This is a genomic window from Bradyrhizobium sp. CCBAU 051011, from assembly GCF_009930815.1.
In the GTDB taxonomy this organism is placed as follows: domain Bacteria; phylum Pseudomonadota; class Alphaproteobacteria; order Rhizobiales; family Xanthobacteraceae; genus Bradyrhizobium.
Window position 1 is genome coordinate 7,251,299 of record NZ_CP022222.1, and the last position, 14,712, is coordinate 7,266,010.

Below are 14,712 nucleotides of genomic sequence, written 5' to 3' on the forward strand. Positions count from 1 at the left end.
ATGCCTTGGCCTGACGGAGTCCACGCGGAACGCGCGCTCCGCGCCCGCCATCCGGCTTTTCCCCAACCCGTCCGCTACCAAGTCCGGGTCAGCTTCCGCCATCATCAAAGCTGCGGAATCACCTGCGCCCAGACCGCAATCATGCCGACAAACAGCGTAATCGACGCCAGCGCCGCCGCTTCTTCCACGAACATCCGCAACATGGTCCGACTCCTTACGATCTGAGAACATATGAGGAACATTGTTCCTTTTTTGTTCTAGGAGTCAAGACCCCGTCTCACGGCATGTTCTGCGACAACTCCGCTTGGTTAACCGGACCACTCGCCGCAACAAAAAAAGCCCCGGGCACCGCCCGGGGCTTCGATGATTCGCGAGAATTGCGAACGATCAGTACCGCGAGACGGCCGGGCCACCGAACTTGTAGTTCAGGCGGGCGGTGACGAGATCGACGTCCTGACGGATGCGGTCGGTGCCAACGAAGCCGCCACCCGGCGCGGTGAAGGTGTAGGTACGATCCTGCATGAACAGGTGATTGTACTCGACGCCGACCGACCAGTTCGGGGCGAAGGCGTATTCGAGGCCGGCACCGATCGTACCGCCCCAGCGGGTGTCGTCGCCGGTGACGCCAACGAGCGCGCCTGCAAAGTTGTTGATGCGGTAGCTATTCGCGGTCACCGCAGCACCGCCCTTGACGTAGAGCAGGACGTTGTTGACGGCATAACCGACCTGACCGGTGAACAGGCCGAACGCATCGACGTTCGTGTGGTTGCGCGAGTTAGCGAACACCTGGCTCACGTTGCTGCCCGAGAAGTCGGCCCAGTTGCCCTGAGCTTCAAGACCGAACACCCAAGTGCCAGCCTGCCAGCGGTAGCCGACCTGGCCACCGACCGTGCCGCCGGTTGCATCATGGGAGCCCTCGGGGCCAACCAAAAACGCAGGCGGAACCGAATCCCAGGAGTTGCGGCTCGAACCCCAGCCGCCGTTCGCACCGATGTAGAATCCGGTCCAGTCATATACAGCAGCAACCATCGGGGGCGCCTTGGTGTAAGGACGCGCAGCGAGATCCGCAGCGAGTGCCGGCGCAGTTGCGCCGAGCGCAATCAGACTGGCCGTAACAAGCAAAACCTTCTTCATTCTTATTCCCGTTCCTTCGTTGACAGCCCCCAAGGCCGCGGCATGCTCTTAGCATCGTTCGCTCGAATTGCTGTAACCTCACGGCCACAGCACACACCAAACGGCCGCAGTGTGAACGTAAATTAATGTTGTCTTGCAGGCGTTTTTCGAAACATTGCTTCGCCAATGCTCGCCGCAAATAATTCACATTCGATTTACAGCGACGTGACGATGTGAATCGGTTGACGGGATTGCGCAGCTGCGGCTTGTCGACGAAAATGGAACAGCGCAAAAACGCCGATGCGCCATGAAGGAGATTCGAAATGCGTAGAGCGATTCTGGCCGTGCTGGCCGCGAGCGGATTGGCAGTTATCGGTGCCGCTCCCGCCGAAGCCGTCGGCACAAGATATCCGTTCTGCCTTCAGGGCAACGAGTATCCGGGACTGAGCTACTGCACCTTCACGAGCTACGAGCAGTGTCAGGCGACCGCGTCGGGGCGCTTTCTCTACTGCATCGCCAATCCCTATTATATCGGCGAGAGCGAACCACCGCCCTCCGCCTACCGCCCGCTGCCCGGCCGCGCGCTGCCGCCCGCCCCCGCTTACGGCAGATAGCGAGCGGCGCGGCTGCCCGCCCGCGAGACATTCCGCACACGCGCCTGCGCACGCCTACAACGCGTGAACGTGATTTGACGCCCGGTCGCGTCGAATATCTGCTGGCCGTCGGCCCTCGCGGATCGGCCGCGCTCTCAAGGAGGTTCTGATGCGCAATCTGGCTTTGGCAATTTTAGCGATCGGCGCGGCCTCGGCGGCTGTACCGGCGCAAGCGCAGACGTACGATCCCAGCTATCCGGTTTGCCTGCATGTCTATGGCAGGATCAGCTATTACGAATGTGCTTATACGTCGCTACCCCAATGCAACGCGACCGCGTCGGGCCGCTCGGCGCAGTGCGTTATCAATCCCTATTTCGCCTATGCTTCTCAGGGGCCGTCGGCACCTCGCAATAAGCGGTACCGCAGCGGCTACTGACTCCGTTAGAGCATGACCCGGAAAAGTGTGTAGCGGTTTTCCCTCGCGACAAACGCGGAACGCGTTTGCGCGGAGATCATGCTCAAACAAAAGAAAAAGCGGAATGACGATCCGAAGAAAAGTCATCACGCTTTAGTCCATTTCGACGACCTGGCCGTCGACCAGCGACACCCGCCGGTCCATCCGACCAGCCAATTCCATGTTGTGGGTGGCGATCAGCATCGCGACCTGCGTCGCCTTCACAAGCTGCATCAACGCATTGAAGACATGGTCGGCCGTGGTCGGATCGAGATTGCCGGTCGGCTCGTCCGCGAGTAGCACCCGCGGGGCATTGGCGACCGCGCGCGCGATGGCGACGCGCTGCTGCTCGCCGCCGGAGAGTTCGGCCGGGCGGTGCGTGACGCGGTCACCGAGGCCGAGATAGGCCAAAATCTCCTGCGAGCGCTTGATCGTCTCGGAGCGTTTGAGGCCGCGGATCATCTGCGGCAGCATGACGTTTTCAAGCGCGGTGAATTCCGGTAGCAGCCGGTGCGACTGATAGACGAAGCCGATGTCGGAGCGCCGGATCTGGGTGCGCTCGATGTCCGATAATTGCGAGGTCGGCGTGCCCGCGACATAGACCTCGCCGTCATCGGGGGTTTCGAGCAGGCCAGCGATATGCAGCAACGTCGACTTGCCCGACCCTGACGGCGCCACCAGCGCCACCGACTGTCCCGCCCACAGCGCGAGCTTCGCGCCGTTCAGAATCGTCAGCGTCGCCTCGCCCTGCCTGTACTCGCGTTTTATCTCGTGGAGATAGATAACCGGTACGTCTTCCGCCTCTTCGGCCATCTCGCCCTCACTCGTACCGGAGAGCGTCGACGGGATCGAGCCGCGCGGCGCGCCACGACGGATAGAGCGTCGCCAGGAACGACAGCGTCAGCGCCATGATGACGACCGCGGTGGTTTCGCCGAAATCGATCTCGGCCGGCAGGCGCGAGAGGAAATAGAGTTCCGGCGAGAACAATTCGGTGTTTGTCATCCAGGACAGGAACTGCCTGATGGATTCGATGTTCAGGCAGATCAGCATGCCGACGAAGAACCCGGTCAGCGTGCCGACCACGCCAATCGCGGCGCCCGTGATCAGGAAGATCCGCATGATCGAGCCCTGCGAGGCACCCATGGTGCGCAGGATCGCGATGTCCTGCCCCTTGTCCTTGACCAGCATGATCAGGCCGGAAACGATGTTGAGCGCGGCAACCAGCACGATCATGGTCAGGATCAAGAACATCACGTTGCGCTCGACCTGAAGCGCGTTGAAGAAGGTCGAGTTGCGCTGCCGCCAGTCGACCAGGAACACCGGCCGCCCGGCGGCCTCCGTCACGCTCTTGCGGAAGGCGTCGATGCGGTCGGGATTGGTGGTGAATACCTCGATCGCGGTCACGTCGTCCTTGCGGTTGAAATAGGCCTGCGACTCCGGCAGCGGCATGAACACGAAGCTGGCGTCATACTCCGACATGCCGATCTCGAACACGGCCGCCACCTTGTAAGGCTTGATGCGCGGCGTGGTTCCCATCGGCGTCACCGCGCCCTTGGGCGCGACCAGCGTAATGGTGTCGCCGGCATGCAGCGACAATTGATCGGCGAGCCGTCGTCCGATGGTCACGCCCTGCCCCTCGTCAAACCCCTCCAGCGTGCCCTGCTTGATGTTCTTGGCGATCGAGGTGAGCTTGTTGAGGTCCGCAGATCGCATACCGCGCACCAGCACGCCGGCGGCGTTGAAGGCGGAAGACGCCAACGCCTGGCCGTCCACGACCGGCGCGGCAAGACGAATGCCCTCGAGCTGGCTGATACGCTCGGCGACATCCTTCCAATCGGTCAGGGGCGATTCCAACGGCTGCACCAGAAGATGGCCGTTCAGCCCGAGGATCTTGTCCAGGAGTTCCTTGCGAAAGCCGTTCATGACGGCCATCACGATGATCAGCGTGGCGACGCCGAGCATGATGCCGAGGAACGAAAAGCCGGCGATGACGGAAATGAAACCTTCCCTGCGGCGCGCGCGCAGGTAACGCCCGGACAACAGCCATTCGAAGGGCGCAAAAGGCTTGGTTCGGGCTGTATCGCTCATGGTCTCACCATTACTCGATAATCCCATGATTCGGGCCAAATGTGGCCTTATTGACCAACATTACCGTCGCGGTGGATATCTTATCCCGCGATCTTCGCCACCACATCGGCCGGGCTGAGATTCTCGCGCGAGCCGTCGCTGCGCCGCTTGATCTCGAGCTTGCCCTCGGCGAGGCCCTTGGGACCTACCAGAATTTGCCAGGGGATGCCGATCAAGTCAGCGGCGGCGAATTTCGCGCCGGCGCGTTGGTCGGTATCGTCATAAAGCACATCGACGCCCTTGGCCTGAAGCTCGCGATAGAGTTTCTCGCAGGCGCCATCGACGGCAGCATCGCCCTGCTTCAGGTTCAGGATCACGGCCGTGAACGGCGCCACGGCGTCCGGCCATTTGATGCCGGCATCGTCATGGCAGGCCTCGATGATGGCGCCGACCAGGCGCGAGACGCCGACCCCGTAGGAACCGCCATGGATCGGCACGTCGACGCCGTCGGGGCCGGCGACCAGCGCCTTCATCGCGTCGGAATATTTGGTGCCGAAATAGAAGATCTGGCCGACCTCGATGCCACGCGTGTTGACGCGCTTGTCGGCCGGCACTTCGCTTTCGTAGCGCGCGGCATCGTGAACGTCCTCGGTTGCCGCATAGACCGACGTCCACTGCTTGATGATCGGCGTCAGATCGCCGTCATAATCGACATCGTCCGGTGGAATCGGCAGGTTGAGCACATCGCTGTTGCAGAACACGCCGGATTCGCCGGTCTCCGCCAGCACGATGAACTCGTGGCTGAGGTCGCCGCCGATCGGCCCAGTCTCGGCGCGCATCGGGATCGCTTTCAATCCCATCCGCGCGAAGGTGCGCAAATAGGCGACGAACATCTTGTTATAGGCGCGGCGCGCCGCCGCCTCGTCGATGTCGAAGGAATAGGCGTCCTTCATCAGGAATTCGCGGCCGCGCATCACGCCGAAGCGCGGGCGCTGCTCGTCACGGAACTTCCACTGGATGTGATAGAGATTGAGCGGCAGGTTCCTGTAGGATTTGACGTAGGCGCGGAATATCTCCGTGATCATTTCCTCATTGGTCGGCCCGTACAGCAATTCGCGCTTGTGGCGGTCGGCGATGCGCAGCATCTCCGGGCCGTAGGCATCGTAGCGGCCGCTCTCGCGCCAGAGGTCGGCAAGCTGCAGCGTCGGCATCAACAGTTCCAGCGCGCCGGCGCGGTCCTGTTCCTCGCGCACGATCTGCTCGATCTTCTTCAGCACCCGAAATCCGAGCGGCAACCAGGCATAAATGCCGGCCGCTTCCTGCCGCATCATCCCAGCGCGCAGCATCAGCCGATGCGAGACGATCTCCGCCTCTTTCGGATTCTCTTTCAGGATGGGCAGAAAAAACCGCGACAATCGCATGGGTCAACTCGAGGAATCAGTGGGCTACCGAAAGAAGGTGCAGTGAAAGCGGATCGGCTGCGAAAAGACAAGGCCGGAAACGGCTAAAAAGCCTCTGAAAACGAGGATTTGTAGGCCGTTTTGGCGGTGAATTATTAGTTTCGCAGTTCGTGGGATGGGTGGAGCGCAGCGATACCCATCAATGCCGGAAACACCGGGTTCTCGCGATGATGGGGTTTCGCTGCGCTCTACCCATCCCACACGTCCGGTGTCACCTCACCTCCAACTCATCCTGCAGCGTGATCTTCTGGAAGTCGGTGATTAGCGCCTCGATCTGCATCCGCCATCGGCCGGGTACCGGCAACGCGACGCCGCGCACGTGCCAGTAGCCGTCCGAACCGAGCACCGCACGCCGCTCCATCGGCTCGATGCCGCGGTCCGGCAAGCTCAGGATCAGCGTCGCCTCCTTGGCCGGCAGTAGCGCGGCGTCGCCCGTCATCAATTGCAGCACGAAGTCGTTCGCACCGACCTTGCCCGGCGAAACCAGCACCTGAAACATTGCTGCATCAGTGTGGATATGGACCGAGAGCGGCGCGGCAACAGGAGCAACGGTTGCGCGCGGCGGCGGCGTGAAGCGCCAGCCGGCGACCACGGCAAGGATGCAAACGGCGAGCACGCATTCGATGAGGATCGACCGCAGTAGCGGGCGGGTGTTCTCGTAGTCCGCAACGACCGCAGGCGTAAAGAGAAACCGGTTCAGGGCCGCCAAGCCAAGCAACAGGATCACCAGCGCCAGCTTGATCGAGAGAATGATGCCGTACTGAGTCTCGATCAGCGCACCAACGCTTCCGAGCTGGACGACCGACAGTACCAGTCCGCTCAGCACCAACAGCCCGACCATCACAATCGCGATGGCCGAGAACTGCTTGAGCACGCGCGGCAGATCGTCATTACGCCGATGCGCCATAGCCGCCAGCGGCGCCAGCGCGCCGATCCAGTACGCCGCGGCGACGCCGTGCAGGAACAGCGACGGCCGTGTCAGCCATTGCGGCGATGCCGTAGCCGCATGTCCGCTCGCCCCCAGCGACAGTCCGACGCCCACGATAGCGAGCGTGGTCAGGACCCATGAAATCAGGATGCTCGGACTTCGCCAGGAAAGCCAGGCGACGGCCATCCCCGCGATCGCAATCAACAGCGACGGTCCAAGCGAGGTCGCGAACGCGCTCGTCCACGGCGCCGACGTCACGATGCCGCCAAGCGGCAGGTTGAGGAGATCGAGCCCTTGCAGGCCAAGCGAGGCCACCGCACTGAGAAGACCTATGGCAAGCGCGCCGCGGCTGACCGTCGATCCGCCCGGGCCCTGTCCGATCCACGCCGCAAAGAACGCGCCGCCGACACCGACGAACAGGCCGAGGTAGACCCCGATCCGTGCGAGCCAGATCAACACCGGAAGCGGCCCGGCCTTCGCCGGCGGCGCAGCGCCAGTCACCGCGCCGATCGAGAACACCAGCGATCCCGCTACGGGATGGCCGTCCTGCGAGACCACGCGGTAGCTGACGATCTGCGTGCCCTGCGGCAGGTCGTCGGGCAGAACGATCAGGACCGATTGGCCGACCGCGCGCGTGGCGACGTCGCGCGCCTTGCCGCCGGCATCGATCAGGCCGACTACGGCCGGCGTGACGCCCTCGTTGAAGTGCAACTGCACCATCTTCGGCGGCTGCGCCAGCACGCTGCCGTCGGTCGGTTCCGAAGAGACGAGCGTCGCATGGGCCCACGCGGCGCTCGCAACGCAGAGAGCGGACAGCAGCGCGGCAAGGCTAACAAGCACGCGCGCCATCGGGATTGCTTTACGGCTTCGCAATCAGCTTGATGCCCGGCGCCGGCGTCTTGCTGTCGTGCCCATTACCTGTATTGCCTCCAGCCGGAGTATCGATCCAGCGGCTGACGCCCTGCTCGCATTCCTGCACCACAGGGAAATACAGCGTGGTATCCGGCTTCAGGCTCGCCGTGAGGTAGCTGGAAAAGACGAACTCATCGAAATTGTCGTCGGCGAGCTTGCCGCCGCTCCACACCACTTCCTTGACGCCTTCGGATATTTTCCCGCCGTGAAACTCATACTCGGTGGCGTACTTGCCTTTGACCGTCTCGACGGTCCAGCCCGGCTTGGGCATCGGCTTGATGCCGATCACCCCTTCCGGAACCTGCACCCGCAGCTTGACGGTCGCCGATCCCGCGCAGCCGTGCGGCACGGCGAACACCGCCTTGTAGTACGAGCCGACCGGCGCCTGCCGTCTTTCGAGCGTGACATGCGCCAACGCGGGAGCCGCCGATAACGCTGCCAGCGTGACGACGATCAAAGCGCCTTTCAACATCAGTGTCTCCTACTTCTTGCCCGAATGATCGTGCCCCGACGGCGCTGCGCCCGCGGGACCCTTGGCGCCGACGCTCTGCACGTCGAGCGACAGCGTCACCTTGCCCGCCTTCTCGAATTGAAGCGTGACCGGAACCTTGTCGCCCTCCTTGAGCGGCTGTTTGAGGTCCATCAGCATCAGATGGTGGCCGCCCGGTGCGAGCTTGACGGTCTTGCCGGGCTCGATCGGCAACCCCTTGTCGAGCTCCCGCATGGTCATGACGCCGTTGTTCATGGCCATCTCGTGAACTTCGAGCTTGCCGGCAATATCGCCGGCGGCGCCAACCAGCCGGTCCGGCGCCGTGCCCTTGTTTTCGATGGTGAGATAGCCGCCGGCGACCTTCGCGCCGCTCGGCGTCGCGCGGCTCCAGGCCTGCGTGATGACGATGTCACCGACGGTAGCGTCGCCCGCGTGTGCGGACGATCCGACCAGTGCCAGCATGGCGGCGCAGCAAGCAAGCGTGTGTGCAATGTTCTTCATGATCGATATCGATTCCGTTTGTGCTTGGGACCGGGGACGCACTTACCATCTGTACTTTATCCCCGCATAGACCGCCCGGCCGTTGCCGGGTTCAAATAATGGCGATGTGGGGGTCGCCTGGTTGATGATGCTGGTGCTGGCAATATAGGCCTTGTTCAGAAGATTGCGCCCTTCGACATAGGCCGAAACCGGCCCGCCATTATCGAAGCCGGCCTTCAGCCCGAGAAGCGCATAGGCTTCCGTCTTCTGCGTGTTGGCGTTGTCGACGAAATACGACTGCGGCAGCTCCGACGGATGGGGAGAATCTAAACATGGATGATCCTGGCTCAACTGAACGCACTGGCACGACCGCGGGCCGCGCCATTTGACGGAGGTCAAGTGAGGTCAGGAATTGCCGGTGGCGCGCGCGCCTGCGCGTGCGAGCTGACGCGCACCGGCGGCATATGATCTGTGGCTTCCAGCCATGTGATGAGCTGGTACTGCCGCTGCAGGACGACAAAGATCAACGGAGGCGGATCGATCGCAACGGCGCCGCCGTGGCTGACGCTGCAGAACCCGCAGCAATTGGCGCCGTGTTGCGGCGTGGCCGAGTTTGTCTTTGAGGCGTCCTGCGAGGACGCCATGCCGGAACAGATCGTCGCCATATAGAGCGGATCGGAGACGGCATGGGCGACGGCGCGAAACGCTCCGATCGGCGCGAGCAATTGCACCATGATCGAGAGCAGTACGATCGGAATGAAGACTTCCAGCCGCCGTCGCATGTTCACCCCAAAGCGCCCGAATAGCCGTGCCACCACTTATGCAAGTTTCTCATCTCATTGCTGCTTTTTGCTGAGCCGACCATTTTTCGAGGTCGGGTATTTCCGCCGATCCCTCGATCGTGGTGACGGCTCCGTCCCGCCCGATCAACAGCGTGCGCGGGATATCGCCCTGCCAGGCTGGGTCGATCTCGAACCGGAGACGTTCGACAAAGCCGTCGCTGAAAATCCAATTTTCCGCCGACGCGAGCCCCGACTTCTGCAGCATCGCCCGGGTTGCGCCGGCCAAATTCGGGACGAGATCGGCGCTGATCATCACGACGTCGACCTCGGAATGGGCCTTCATGAATTGCCCGAGCAGCGGCAGTTCGACCTTGCACGGGCCGCAGGTGACGCCCCAGAAATGCACCAGTGTCGGACGCCCGGCGTGCGAGCGCAGAATTTCCTGCCAGCTTCCGCGCACGAACGGCTTGAGCTCGGACGGCGTCTCCGCTCCCGGCGCGGCGCTCAGACAGGCAATGAGGAAAATAACGGCGAGCAGGAGGCGCTTCATGATCCGTCTCCGATCGGCAGAAGGCGATAGCCGTCGGCCTTGGTCATCCAGGAAAGAAAGGTCTTTTGTCCGTTGCTGACCAGCAGCGGATGGTCGGAGGTATCAGTCGTCGTGGCGATCGTGACCGGCTTCGACCAGCTCTTGCCCTCGTCATGCGAGGTCATCGCGCTGACCGCGGTCTTCTCACCGTCGAACTCCTTCCAGACCATGGTGGTGGCGTGCGGGCCGGCAAGAACATATGGCCGCGTTGGATTGCGGTCGGCGCGGCCGAGCGGAAGCGGATCGGAGAATGTGCGGCCCTCGTCTTGCGAGCGGGCATAGAACAGCCCCTTGCGGGCCTTGCCATTGGTGTACCAGGTCGCGTGGTAAGTGCCCGCGGACGAGATGGAAAGACTGGGACCATGATGCGGGCACGCGGCGATCTGCCACTCGTCGTTGCTGACGCGGCGAACCTCGCCTGGCGTCGCCGGGTCGCCAAATGTCATGATCGCGTGATCCCGTACCCCACCCTCGAAGATGTTCCTGAATACCACCACGGGACGGCCGGGGCCTGCGAAGGCGAGACCAATGCGGCAGCATTCGCAGGTGTTGTCGCTTGCCAGCCGCGTCTCGGAATAGGTCGCGCCACCGTCCTTCGACGAGGCGAAGAACAGCCCTGCCCCCTCGTACTTCTTGCCCTCCTGTTGCGCAGGCACCCGGTTGCGCTTGTCGATCCAGGCCGCAAACACCGAACCATCAGCATCAAGACCGAGCGCTACAAAGCGCTGGCTCTCGTTACTCGCTGTGATCGGCTGCGACTCGGCAAAGTTTTGGCCGCCATCGGCCGACCTGGTGGTCAGCACCTGGCCATTAAAAGCCTTGTCCCTGAAGTGCGAAAACGCCAGCGCAATGCCGCCGTTCTTCTCGACAACGATCTGGGGGCGCGCGTCCGGCCCCCAATCGAGCGTGAGCTCTTCGCGTGTCACCTGAACCGGCGTTGAAAAGCTGCGCCCTTCATCCTTCGAACTAGCCACCGAGATGTGGCCGCCCGCCATGAAGGCGAGCCACAGCGTTCCGTCTTGCGCAAAGGCCGGTGCGACTTTCGACGCGCAGCGCAGCGCTGTCTCCTCGCATGCCGCTTCCGAGGCATGGTGGTGATGGCTCATCTGCGCATTCGCCGCCGTGTGGCAAAGCGAGAAAGCGAGCGTCGCGAGCAGGCTCATTCGCAGCATGGCTTTATTCCTCCTGCAGGGCTGTCCAGTCATTTGAACGCCAGTTTCATTCCGGCCATGAACGCGCGCGGCGATCCCGCGTAGATCGAGCCGGTCGTACCTGCCAATGCGATCGCACCGTCCGGAATGCCCGTTGCTTGCACCGTATTCGCGATATTGTTGGCCGAAGCTACATACGTGCGGTCGAACACGTTTCTAACTTCAAAGTAGACATTCAGTGACTTGAAGTAGTCGGACTGGAGGTCCGTCTTGTAGTGCACGTTGAGATTGACCAATTCGTAACCGGGCGCCTTCAGCAGATTGGCGTTGTCCATATAGAACGCGTCTTTCCACTGCACTTCGACAAACGCACCAAGGCCTGCCAAGGGGCCCCACATTTGGTCATAGCCAAGCCGCGCCGTCAGCTCGTGCGCTGATACGCCGGGAATCTTGTTGCCCGCGCGATTGAAGTTGAAGGCCGCTCCACCTGCGCCGGGGCTCCTGAGAGTTTCCGTATATTCAGTGTAGTATTGATCGAGATAGGTATACGCCGCCGTGAAACGCCAGCCGGGATAGAACTTCCAGTCAGCGGCCAACTCCACCCCGCGATGCTCCGACTTGGGCGCGTTGAAGGTGAAGCTTGCATTGGGTGCACCAGCAGGCGTTGCCTGAGTCACGAGTTCGTCCCTGAAGAACTCGTAGAAGCCGGTCACGCTGAACTTCAGCGCGCTGTTCGGCGTCCAGTCGAAGCCGAGATCATAGCCAAGGTTCTTTTGCGCTTTCAGTTGCGTGTTGTTGCCGCTGGCGCCCGTGGAATCGACGAAGAGGTTGCCGACCTGTGGCGTGCCGTATCCAGTGGCAACGCGCGCGCGAAGCAGCCACTCCGGATTCAGCTTGTAGAGCAGCGCCAGTTCCGGCGCGGTGTTCTGGAATTGCCTGTCGGCGGACACTAGTCTCGGCGTCGCCGTCGGGACGTTGGGCGTGTTGTAGGCGTAGGATGTATTGATCCCCTTCAAAAGCGTGGTTTCCCATCCGATGCCGGCAATTGCAGTCAGATTGGGAGCGAGCTTGAGCTCTTCGCGCGCGCGGACACCGTAGTTCGTGGTGGAACTCCAGGTATTGCTTTGCAACAGACCAAGCTTCGCATTGCCGCCCGGCATCACGTTGCGCGTATCGCTCGATGCCGTCAGCGTGTTGTAGAACGCGCCGAAATACGTCGTCGATTCCATGCCGAGGATTTCGCCGCGCTTGGTCACGTCACTCATGTAATTGTAGGACGGGAAGTCACCGATCGCGCTGGTTGTTCCCGTCGGCTGATTGATGTTGCGATCGTCGAACACGAACTGGTTGCGCCAGGTGGTCGTATTGTCGAAATCGTGCTCCCACCGTCCGCCGACGATGGTGCGGCGATCCTCGCGGCCGAGGCCGGCCTGTATGGCGGTGAGCGGCGTTCTCGTCCCGTTGAAGCCGTTGTTGAAGAGGGAGACGGTTCCGCAGCCGGCGACGCCGGCCATCTCGCAGCCCTGCTGGAATGGGTTTTGGTAGTATTGATTGAGCGACAGCCTAACCGGCAGCCTTGTATCGAGATTGTTGTTGATGAACTTGACCGTGAAACGGTCGTCGGGCGTCGCGTGCAGGGTGCCGAGAAAATTCACGGTCTGGGTATTGAACCAGCTGTTCTGGATAAACCCATCGCCGCGCGCGTCGCTCGTAAACAGCGAGTACTCGAAATTGCCGACCTTCTTGCCTGCGGCGAGGTAATTGTTGAGATAGCCGAAGCTGCCGCCTTCGACGCCGTATTCGACCCCGTCGATGGTACGGCCCGGCCGGGTGCGGAAATTGAGCGCGCCACCGGTGGCATAGTTGCCAAAGAGCGCCGACGACGGCCCGCGGATGACGTCAATCGCGCCATAGGCCTTGGGATCGATCAGGTCGCTGCGGGAAAGCCCGTCCGGTTGCGTGACCGGAAAACCGTCATCGAAGATCACGAGATTGCGGATGCCAAAGCCGTTGCGGGCATTTGAACCGCGGATCGAGATGCCGATATCGCGGGGCCCGTTGCCCTGCTTCACCGAAATGCCCGGGCTCTCGCGCAGCACGTCGGCCACTGAGAATGCCGGCCGGTTGTCGAACTGGCTGCGATCGATCGTGGTCTGGGTCTGGCCGGCCGGCGCCTGGTACAGCAGCGCGCGCGCCACGCTTGGCGTGATACCGGCAGTCAGGGAGGAAGCCGTTGGCGCGATGGCCAGCGGCTGCCGCGCCTGCGTCCTGGCGGCGGAACGAGCCGCCGGCTTGCGGGCCGTAGGCCTGGCCGCGGCGGTCCGCGGCGCGTGGACCGTCACGGCCGGCAGGCTTTGACTGGCCGTCTGCGCCTGTGTTGCCGAGGGAAACGCCAGCGAGACGCTGCACAATGCAAGCGTGCTCACCCCGGCAAGGGCACGATAACGAAACATGGGAACGATCCTGACGCCGGCCTTCTGCCGGGCTGCTCATGTGAATCAACCGTGACGGCCGAAGGCCGCACCAATCTCGACAGGGATGGAGGTCAGGAAACGGAGGGTGGCGCGCGCGCCTGCGCGTGCGAGCCGGCGCGGGAGGCGAACCGGTCAGGCGTGAATTCGATCCAGACCACGCGCTCGGGCTGGCGATCGACAGTAACGATGTCGGCAATCTCTGGCGTGTCGATCGGGGCGCCGGTCTGCAGCACACTGCAGACCGAACAGCATCCGTCGTGGGCGCGGTGATTGGCCTGATCGGACTGCCCGGCACCGGGCGCACCATTGCCATGGCAGATCACGGCGCCGGTGAGCGGATCGGAGGCCGCGATGCTGGCCGCCCAGCATGCGCCGACCGGTGCAAAAATCTGCACCAGTAGCGCAATCAGGACTATTGGCAGAAAATTCTTCAGCCGCCGACGCATCGCAAACCTATCCGCTTCAGACCTTAATCATCTCAGGAGTCCGAAGTCGAGACGAAGTTCCCGGAACTATGTTGCAGCTTCAAGGAGTAAAGCTGGCGAAAAGCGATGCCTTTTGCAGCATTTGAAGGGCGCCCTACCCCGATACCAAGCCTCGGGCGTATTGTAGCTAAACCAACAACCAACGGTAGCAATTTCCCAATCATTTCGCAGAGTGCTGGAATTTTGAACAAACGTTGCCGAAAATGGTGACAAGACGAAAAAGATGGTCTACCAATTCAACCTCAGGCTGGCCGAGAGGCAAAGCTTGGTGGTCCAAGTCTCGGGAGGAGCCCTGACGCGCACAAGCAGCGTCGCCTCGACAATCAAGATCAAATCTAAATTTTCGAGGAAATTAAGGGTCGACACAATTTTTGAGCAGGGCTCCGAGCCCTGCTCTTTTTTTTCGAGACGATCGCAAACAATAATGACGGCATCGTCAAATCCGATCGAGCGAAGCTTTGAACTCGCCGCCGAGCGCTGCGCGGATCTCACGCCGCTGGTCTATCGCCGCCTGTTCGAGGCGCATCCAGAAGCGCAGACGATGTTCCGTACCGAGGGCAGCGAACTCGTCAAGGGTTCGATGCTCGCGATGACGATCGACGCCATCCTGGACTTTGCCGGCGAACGCACCGGCCTTTTCAGCCTGATCACATCGGAAGTCTCCTCGCACGACGCCCGCGCGCGAACAGCAAAAGTGGAAGCCGGTTTTGCGTCCGATCGCGCGCTATTCTTT

14 protein-coding genes and 2 pseudogenes are annotated in these 14,712 nt (G+C 62.0%); 3 read left to right on the forward strand and 13 right to left on the reverse strand.

The features are described from left to right. Positions 1–387: 387 nt before the first annotated feature. A complete protein-coding gene (locus ACH79_RS34180) occupies positions 388–1,134 on the reverse strand; it encodes an outer membrane protein (protein ID WP_065750695.1) in 747 nt (248 codons plus the stop codon). 302 nt (positions 1,135–1,436) lie between these two features. Between ACH79_RS34180 and ACH79_RS34185 the strand changes: the two genes are divergently transcribed. Both ACH79_RS34185 and ACH79_RS34190 read left to right on the forward strand, forming a co-directional pair. After that, a complete protein-coding gene (locus ACH79_RS34185) occupies positions 1,437–1,727 on the forward strand; it encodes a DUF3551 domain-containing protein (protein ID WP_161854880.1) in 291 nt (96 codons plus the stop codon). Between the two features lie 148 nt (positions 1,728–1,875). Further along, positions 1,876–2,142 carry a DUF3551 domain-containing protein gene (locus tag ACH79_RS34190; RefSeq protein WP_161854881.1) on the forward strand — a complete coding sequence of 89 codons (267 nt, stop codon included), beginning with the start codon at positions 1,876–1,878 and terminating at the stop codon, positions 2,140–2,142. A 132-nt stretch (positions 2,143–2,274) separates the two neighbouring features. On the opposite strand, the gene ACH79_RS34195 is transcribed toward ACH79_RS34190, so the two are convergent. The 12 genes and pseudogenes from ACH79_RS34195 to ACH79_RS34250 form a co-directional block, all read right to left on the reverse strand. Further along, positions 2,275–2,973, reverse strand: a complete 699-nt coding sequence (locus ACH79_RS34195) for an ABC transporter ATP-binding protein (RefSeq protein WP_161854882.1) — start codon at positions 2,971–2,973, stop codon at positions 2,275–2,277. A gap of 7 nt (positions 2,974–2,980) precedes the next feature. Then, complete coding sequence (locus ACH79_RS34200) at positions 2,981–4,249, reverse strand: lipoprotein-releasing ABC transporter permease subunit (protein WP_161854883.1); 1,269 nt, start codon at positions 4,247–4,249, stop codon at positions 2,981–2,983. 80 nt (positions 4,250–4,329) lie between these two features. Next, the gene (proS, locus tag ACH79_RS34205) at positions 4,330–5,649 is read right to left on the reverse strand and encodes a proline--tRNA ligase (protein ID WP_161854884.1); all 1,320 of its coding nucleotides are present in this window, start codon (positions 5,647–5,649) and stop codon (positions 4,330–4,332) included. A 250-nt stretch (positions 5,650–5,899) separates the two neighbouring features. Further along, complete coding sequence (locus tag ACH79_RS34210) at positions 5,900–7,465, reverse strand: copper resistance protein CopC (RefSeq protein ID WP_161854885.1); 1,566 nt, start codon at positions 7,463–7,465, stop codon at positions 5,900–5,902. A gap of 10 nt (positions 7,466–7,475) precedes the next feature. Continuing rightward, the gene (locus tag ACH79_RS34215; protein WP_161854886.1) at positions 7,476–8,000 is read right to left on the reverse strand and encodes a YcnI family protein; all 525 of its coding nucleotides are present in this window, start codon (positions 7,998–8,000) and stop codon (positions 7,476–7,478) included. A gap of 9 nt (positions 8,001–8,009) precedes the next feature. After that, positions 8,010–8,519 (reverse strand): copper chaperone PCu(A)C, encoded by a 510-nt coding sequence (locus ACH79_RS34220; protein WP_161854887.1) that lies wholly within the window; start codon positions 8,517–8,519, stop codon positions 8,010–8,012. 42 nt (positions 8,520–8,561) lie between these two features. Continuing rightward, positions 8,562–8,801: pseudogene (locus ACH79_RS34225) on the reverse strand (TonB-dependent receptor); the annotation flags it as partial. Positions 8,802–8,893: 92 nt separating this feature from the next. Beyond that, positions 8,894–9,280 carry a DUF2946 domain-containing protein gene (locus ACH79_RS34230; RefSeq protein WP_161856703.1) on the reverse strand — a complete coding sequence of 129 codons (387 nt, stop codon included), beginning with the start codon at positions 9,278–9,280 and terminating at the stop codon, positions 8,894–8,896. Between the two features lie 49 nt (positions 9,281–9,329). Then, on the reverse strand, positions 9,330–9,830 hold the full coding sequence (locus tag ACH79_RS34235; RefSeq protein WP_161854889.1) for a TlpA disulfide reductase family protein: 501 nt from the start codon (positions 9,828–9,830) through the stop codon (positions 9,330–9,332). Then, entirely contained in the window at positions 9,827–11,041 is a 1,215-nt protein-coding gene (locus ACH79_RS34240) for a sialidase family protein (RefSeq protein ID WP_161854890.1), read from the reverse strand. The genes ACH79_RS34235 and ACH79_RS34240 overlap by 4 nt, the downstream gene beginning before the upstream one ends. A 29-nt stretch (positions 11,042–11,070) precedes the next feature. Further along, complete coding sequence (locus ACH79_RS34245) at positions 11,071–13,473, reverse strand: TonB-dependent receptor (RefSeq protein ID WP_161854891.1); 2,403 nt, start codon at positions 13,471–13,473, stop codon at positions 11,071–11,073. A gap of 92 nt (positions 13,474–13,565) precedes the next feature. Further along, a complete protein-coding gene (locus tag ACH79_RS34250; protein WP_161854892.1) occupies positions 13,566–13,940 on the reverse strand; it encodes a DUF2946 domain-containing protein in 375 nt (124 codons plus the stop codon). Positions 13,941–14,403: 463 nt separating this feature from the next. Between ACH79_RS34250 and ACH79_RS34255 the strand changes: the two are divergent. Further along, positions 14,404–14,657, forward strand: a pseudogene (locus ACH79_RS34255) (globin); the annotation flags it as partial. Positions 14,658–14,712 lie beyond the last annotated feature (55 nt).

Bases quoted from the DNA above. Each gene is read 5' to 3' on its own strand.
- ACH79_RS34245 (WP_161854891.1), bottom strand. From the start codon at position 13,473: ATGTTTCGTTATCGTGCCCTTGCCGGGGTGAGCACGCTTGCATTGTGC.
- ACH79_RS34185 (WP_161854880.1), top strand. From the start codon at position 1,437: ATGCGTAGAGCGATTCTGGCCGTGCTGGCCGCGAGCGGATTGGCAGTT.
- proS (WP_161854884.1), bottom strand. From the start codon at position 5,649: ATGCGATTGTCGCGGTTTTTTCTGCCCATCCTGAAAGAGAATCCGAAA.
- ACH79_RS34190 (WP_161854881.1), top strand. From the start codon at position 1,876: ATGCGCAATCTGGCTTTGGCAATTTTAGCGATCGGCGCGGCCTCGGCG.
- ACH79_RS34200 (WP_161854883.1), bottom strand. From the start codon at position 4,249: ATGAGCGATACAGCCCGAACCAAGCCTTTTGCGCCCTTCGAATGGCTG.
- ACH79_RS34215 (WP_161854886.1), bottom strand. From the start codon at position 8,000: ATGTTGAAAGGCGCTTTGATCGTCGTCACGCTGGCAGCGTTATCGGCG.
- ACH79_RS34240 (WP_161854890.1), bottom strand. From the start codon at position 11,041: ATGCTGCGAATGAGCCTGCTCGCGACGCTCGCTTTCTCGCTTTGCCAC.
- ACH79_RS34230 (WP_161856703.1), bottom strand. From the start codon at position 9,280: ATGCGACGGCGGCTGGAAGTCTTCATTCCGATCGTACTGCTCTCGATC.
- ACH79_RS34210 (WP_161854885.1), bottom strand. From the start codon at position 7,465: ATGGCGCGCGTGCTTGTTAGCCTTGCCGCGCTGCTGTCCGCTCTCTGC.
- ACH79_RS34180 (WP_065750695.1), bottom strand. From the start codon at position 1,134: ATGAAGAAGGTTTTGCTTGTTACGGCCAGTCTGATTGCGCTCGGCGCA.
- ACH79_RS34195 (WP_161854882.1), bottom strand. From the start codon at position 2,973: ATGGCCGAAGAGGCGGAAGACGTACCGGTTATCTATCTCCACGAGATA.
- ACH79_RS34250 (WP_161854892.1), bottom strand. From the start codon at position 13,940: ATGCGTCGGCGGCTGAAGAATTTTCTGCCAATAGTCCTGATTGCGCTA.
- ACH79_RS34235 (WP_161854889.1), bottom strand. From the start codon at position 9,830: ATGAAGCGCCTCCTGCTCGCCGTTATTTTCCTCATTGCCTGTCTGAGC.
- ACH79_RS34220 (WP_161854887.1), bottom strand. From the start codon at position 8,519: ATGAAGAACATTGCACACACGCTTGCTTGCTGCGCCGCCATGCTGGCA.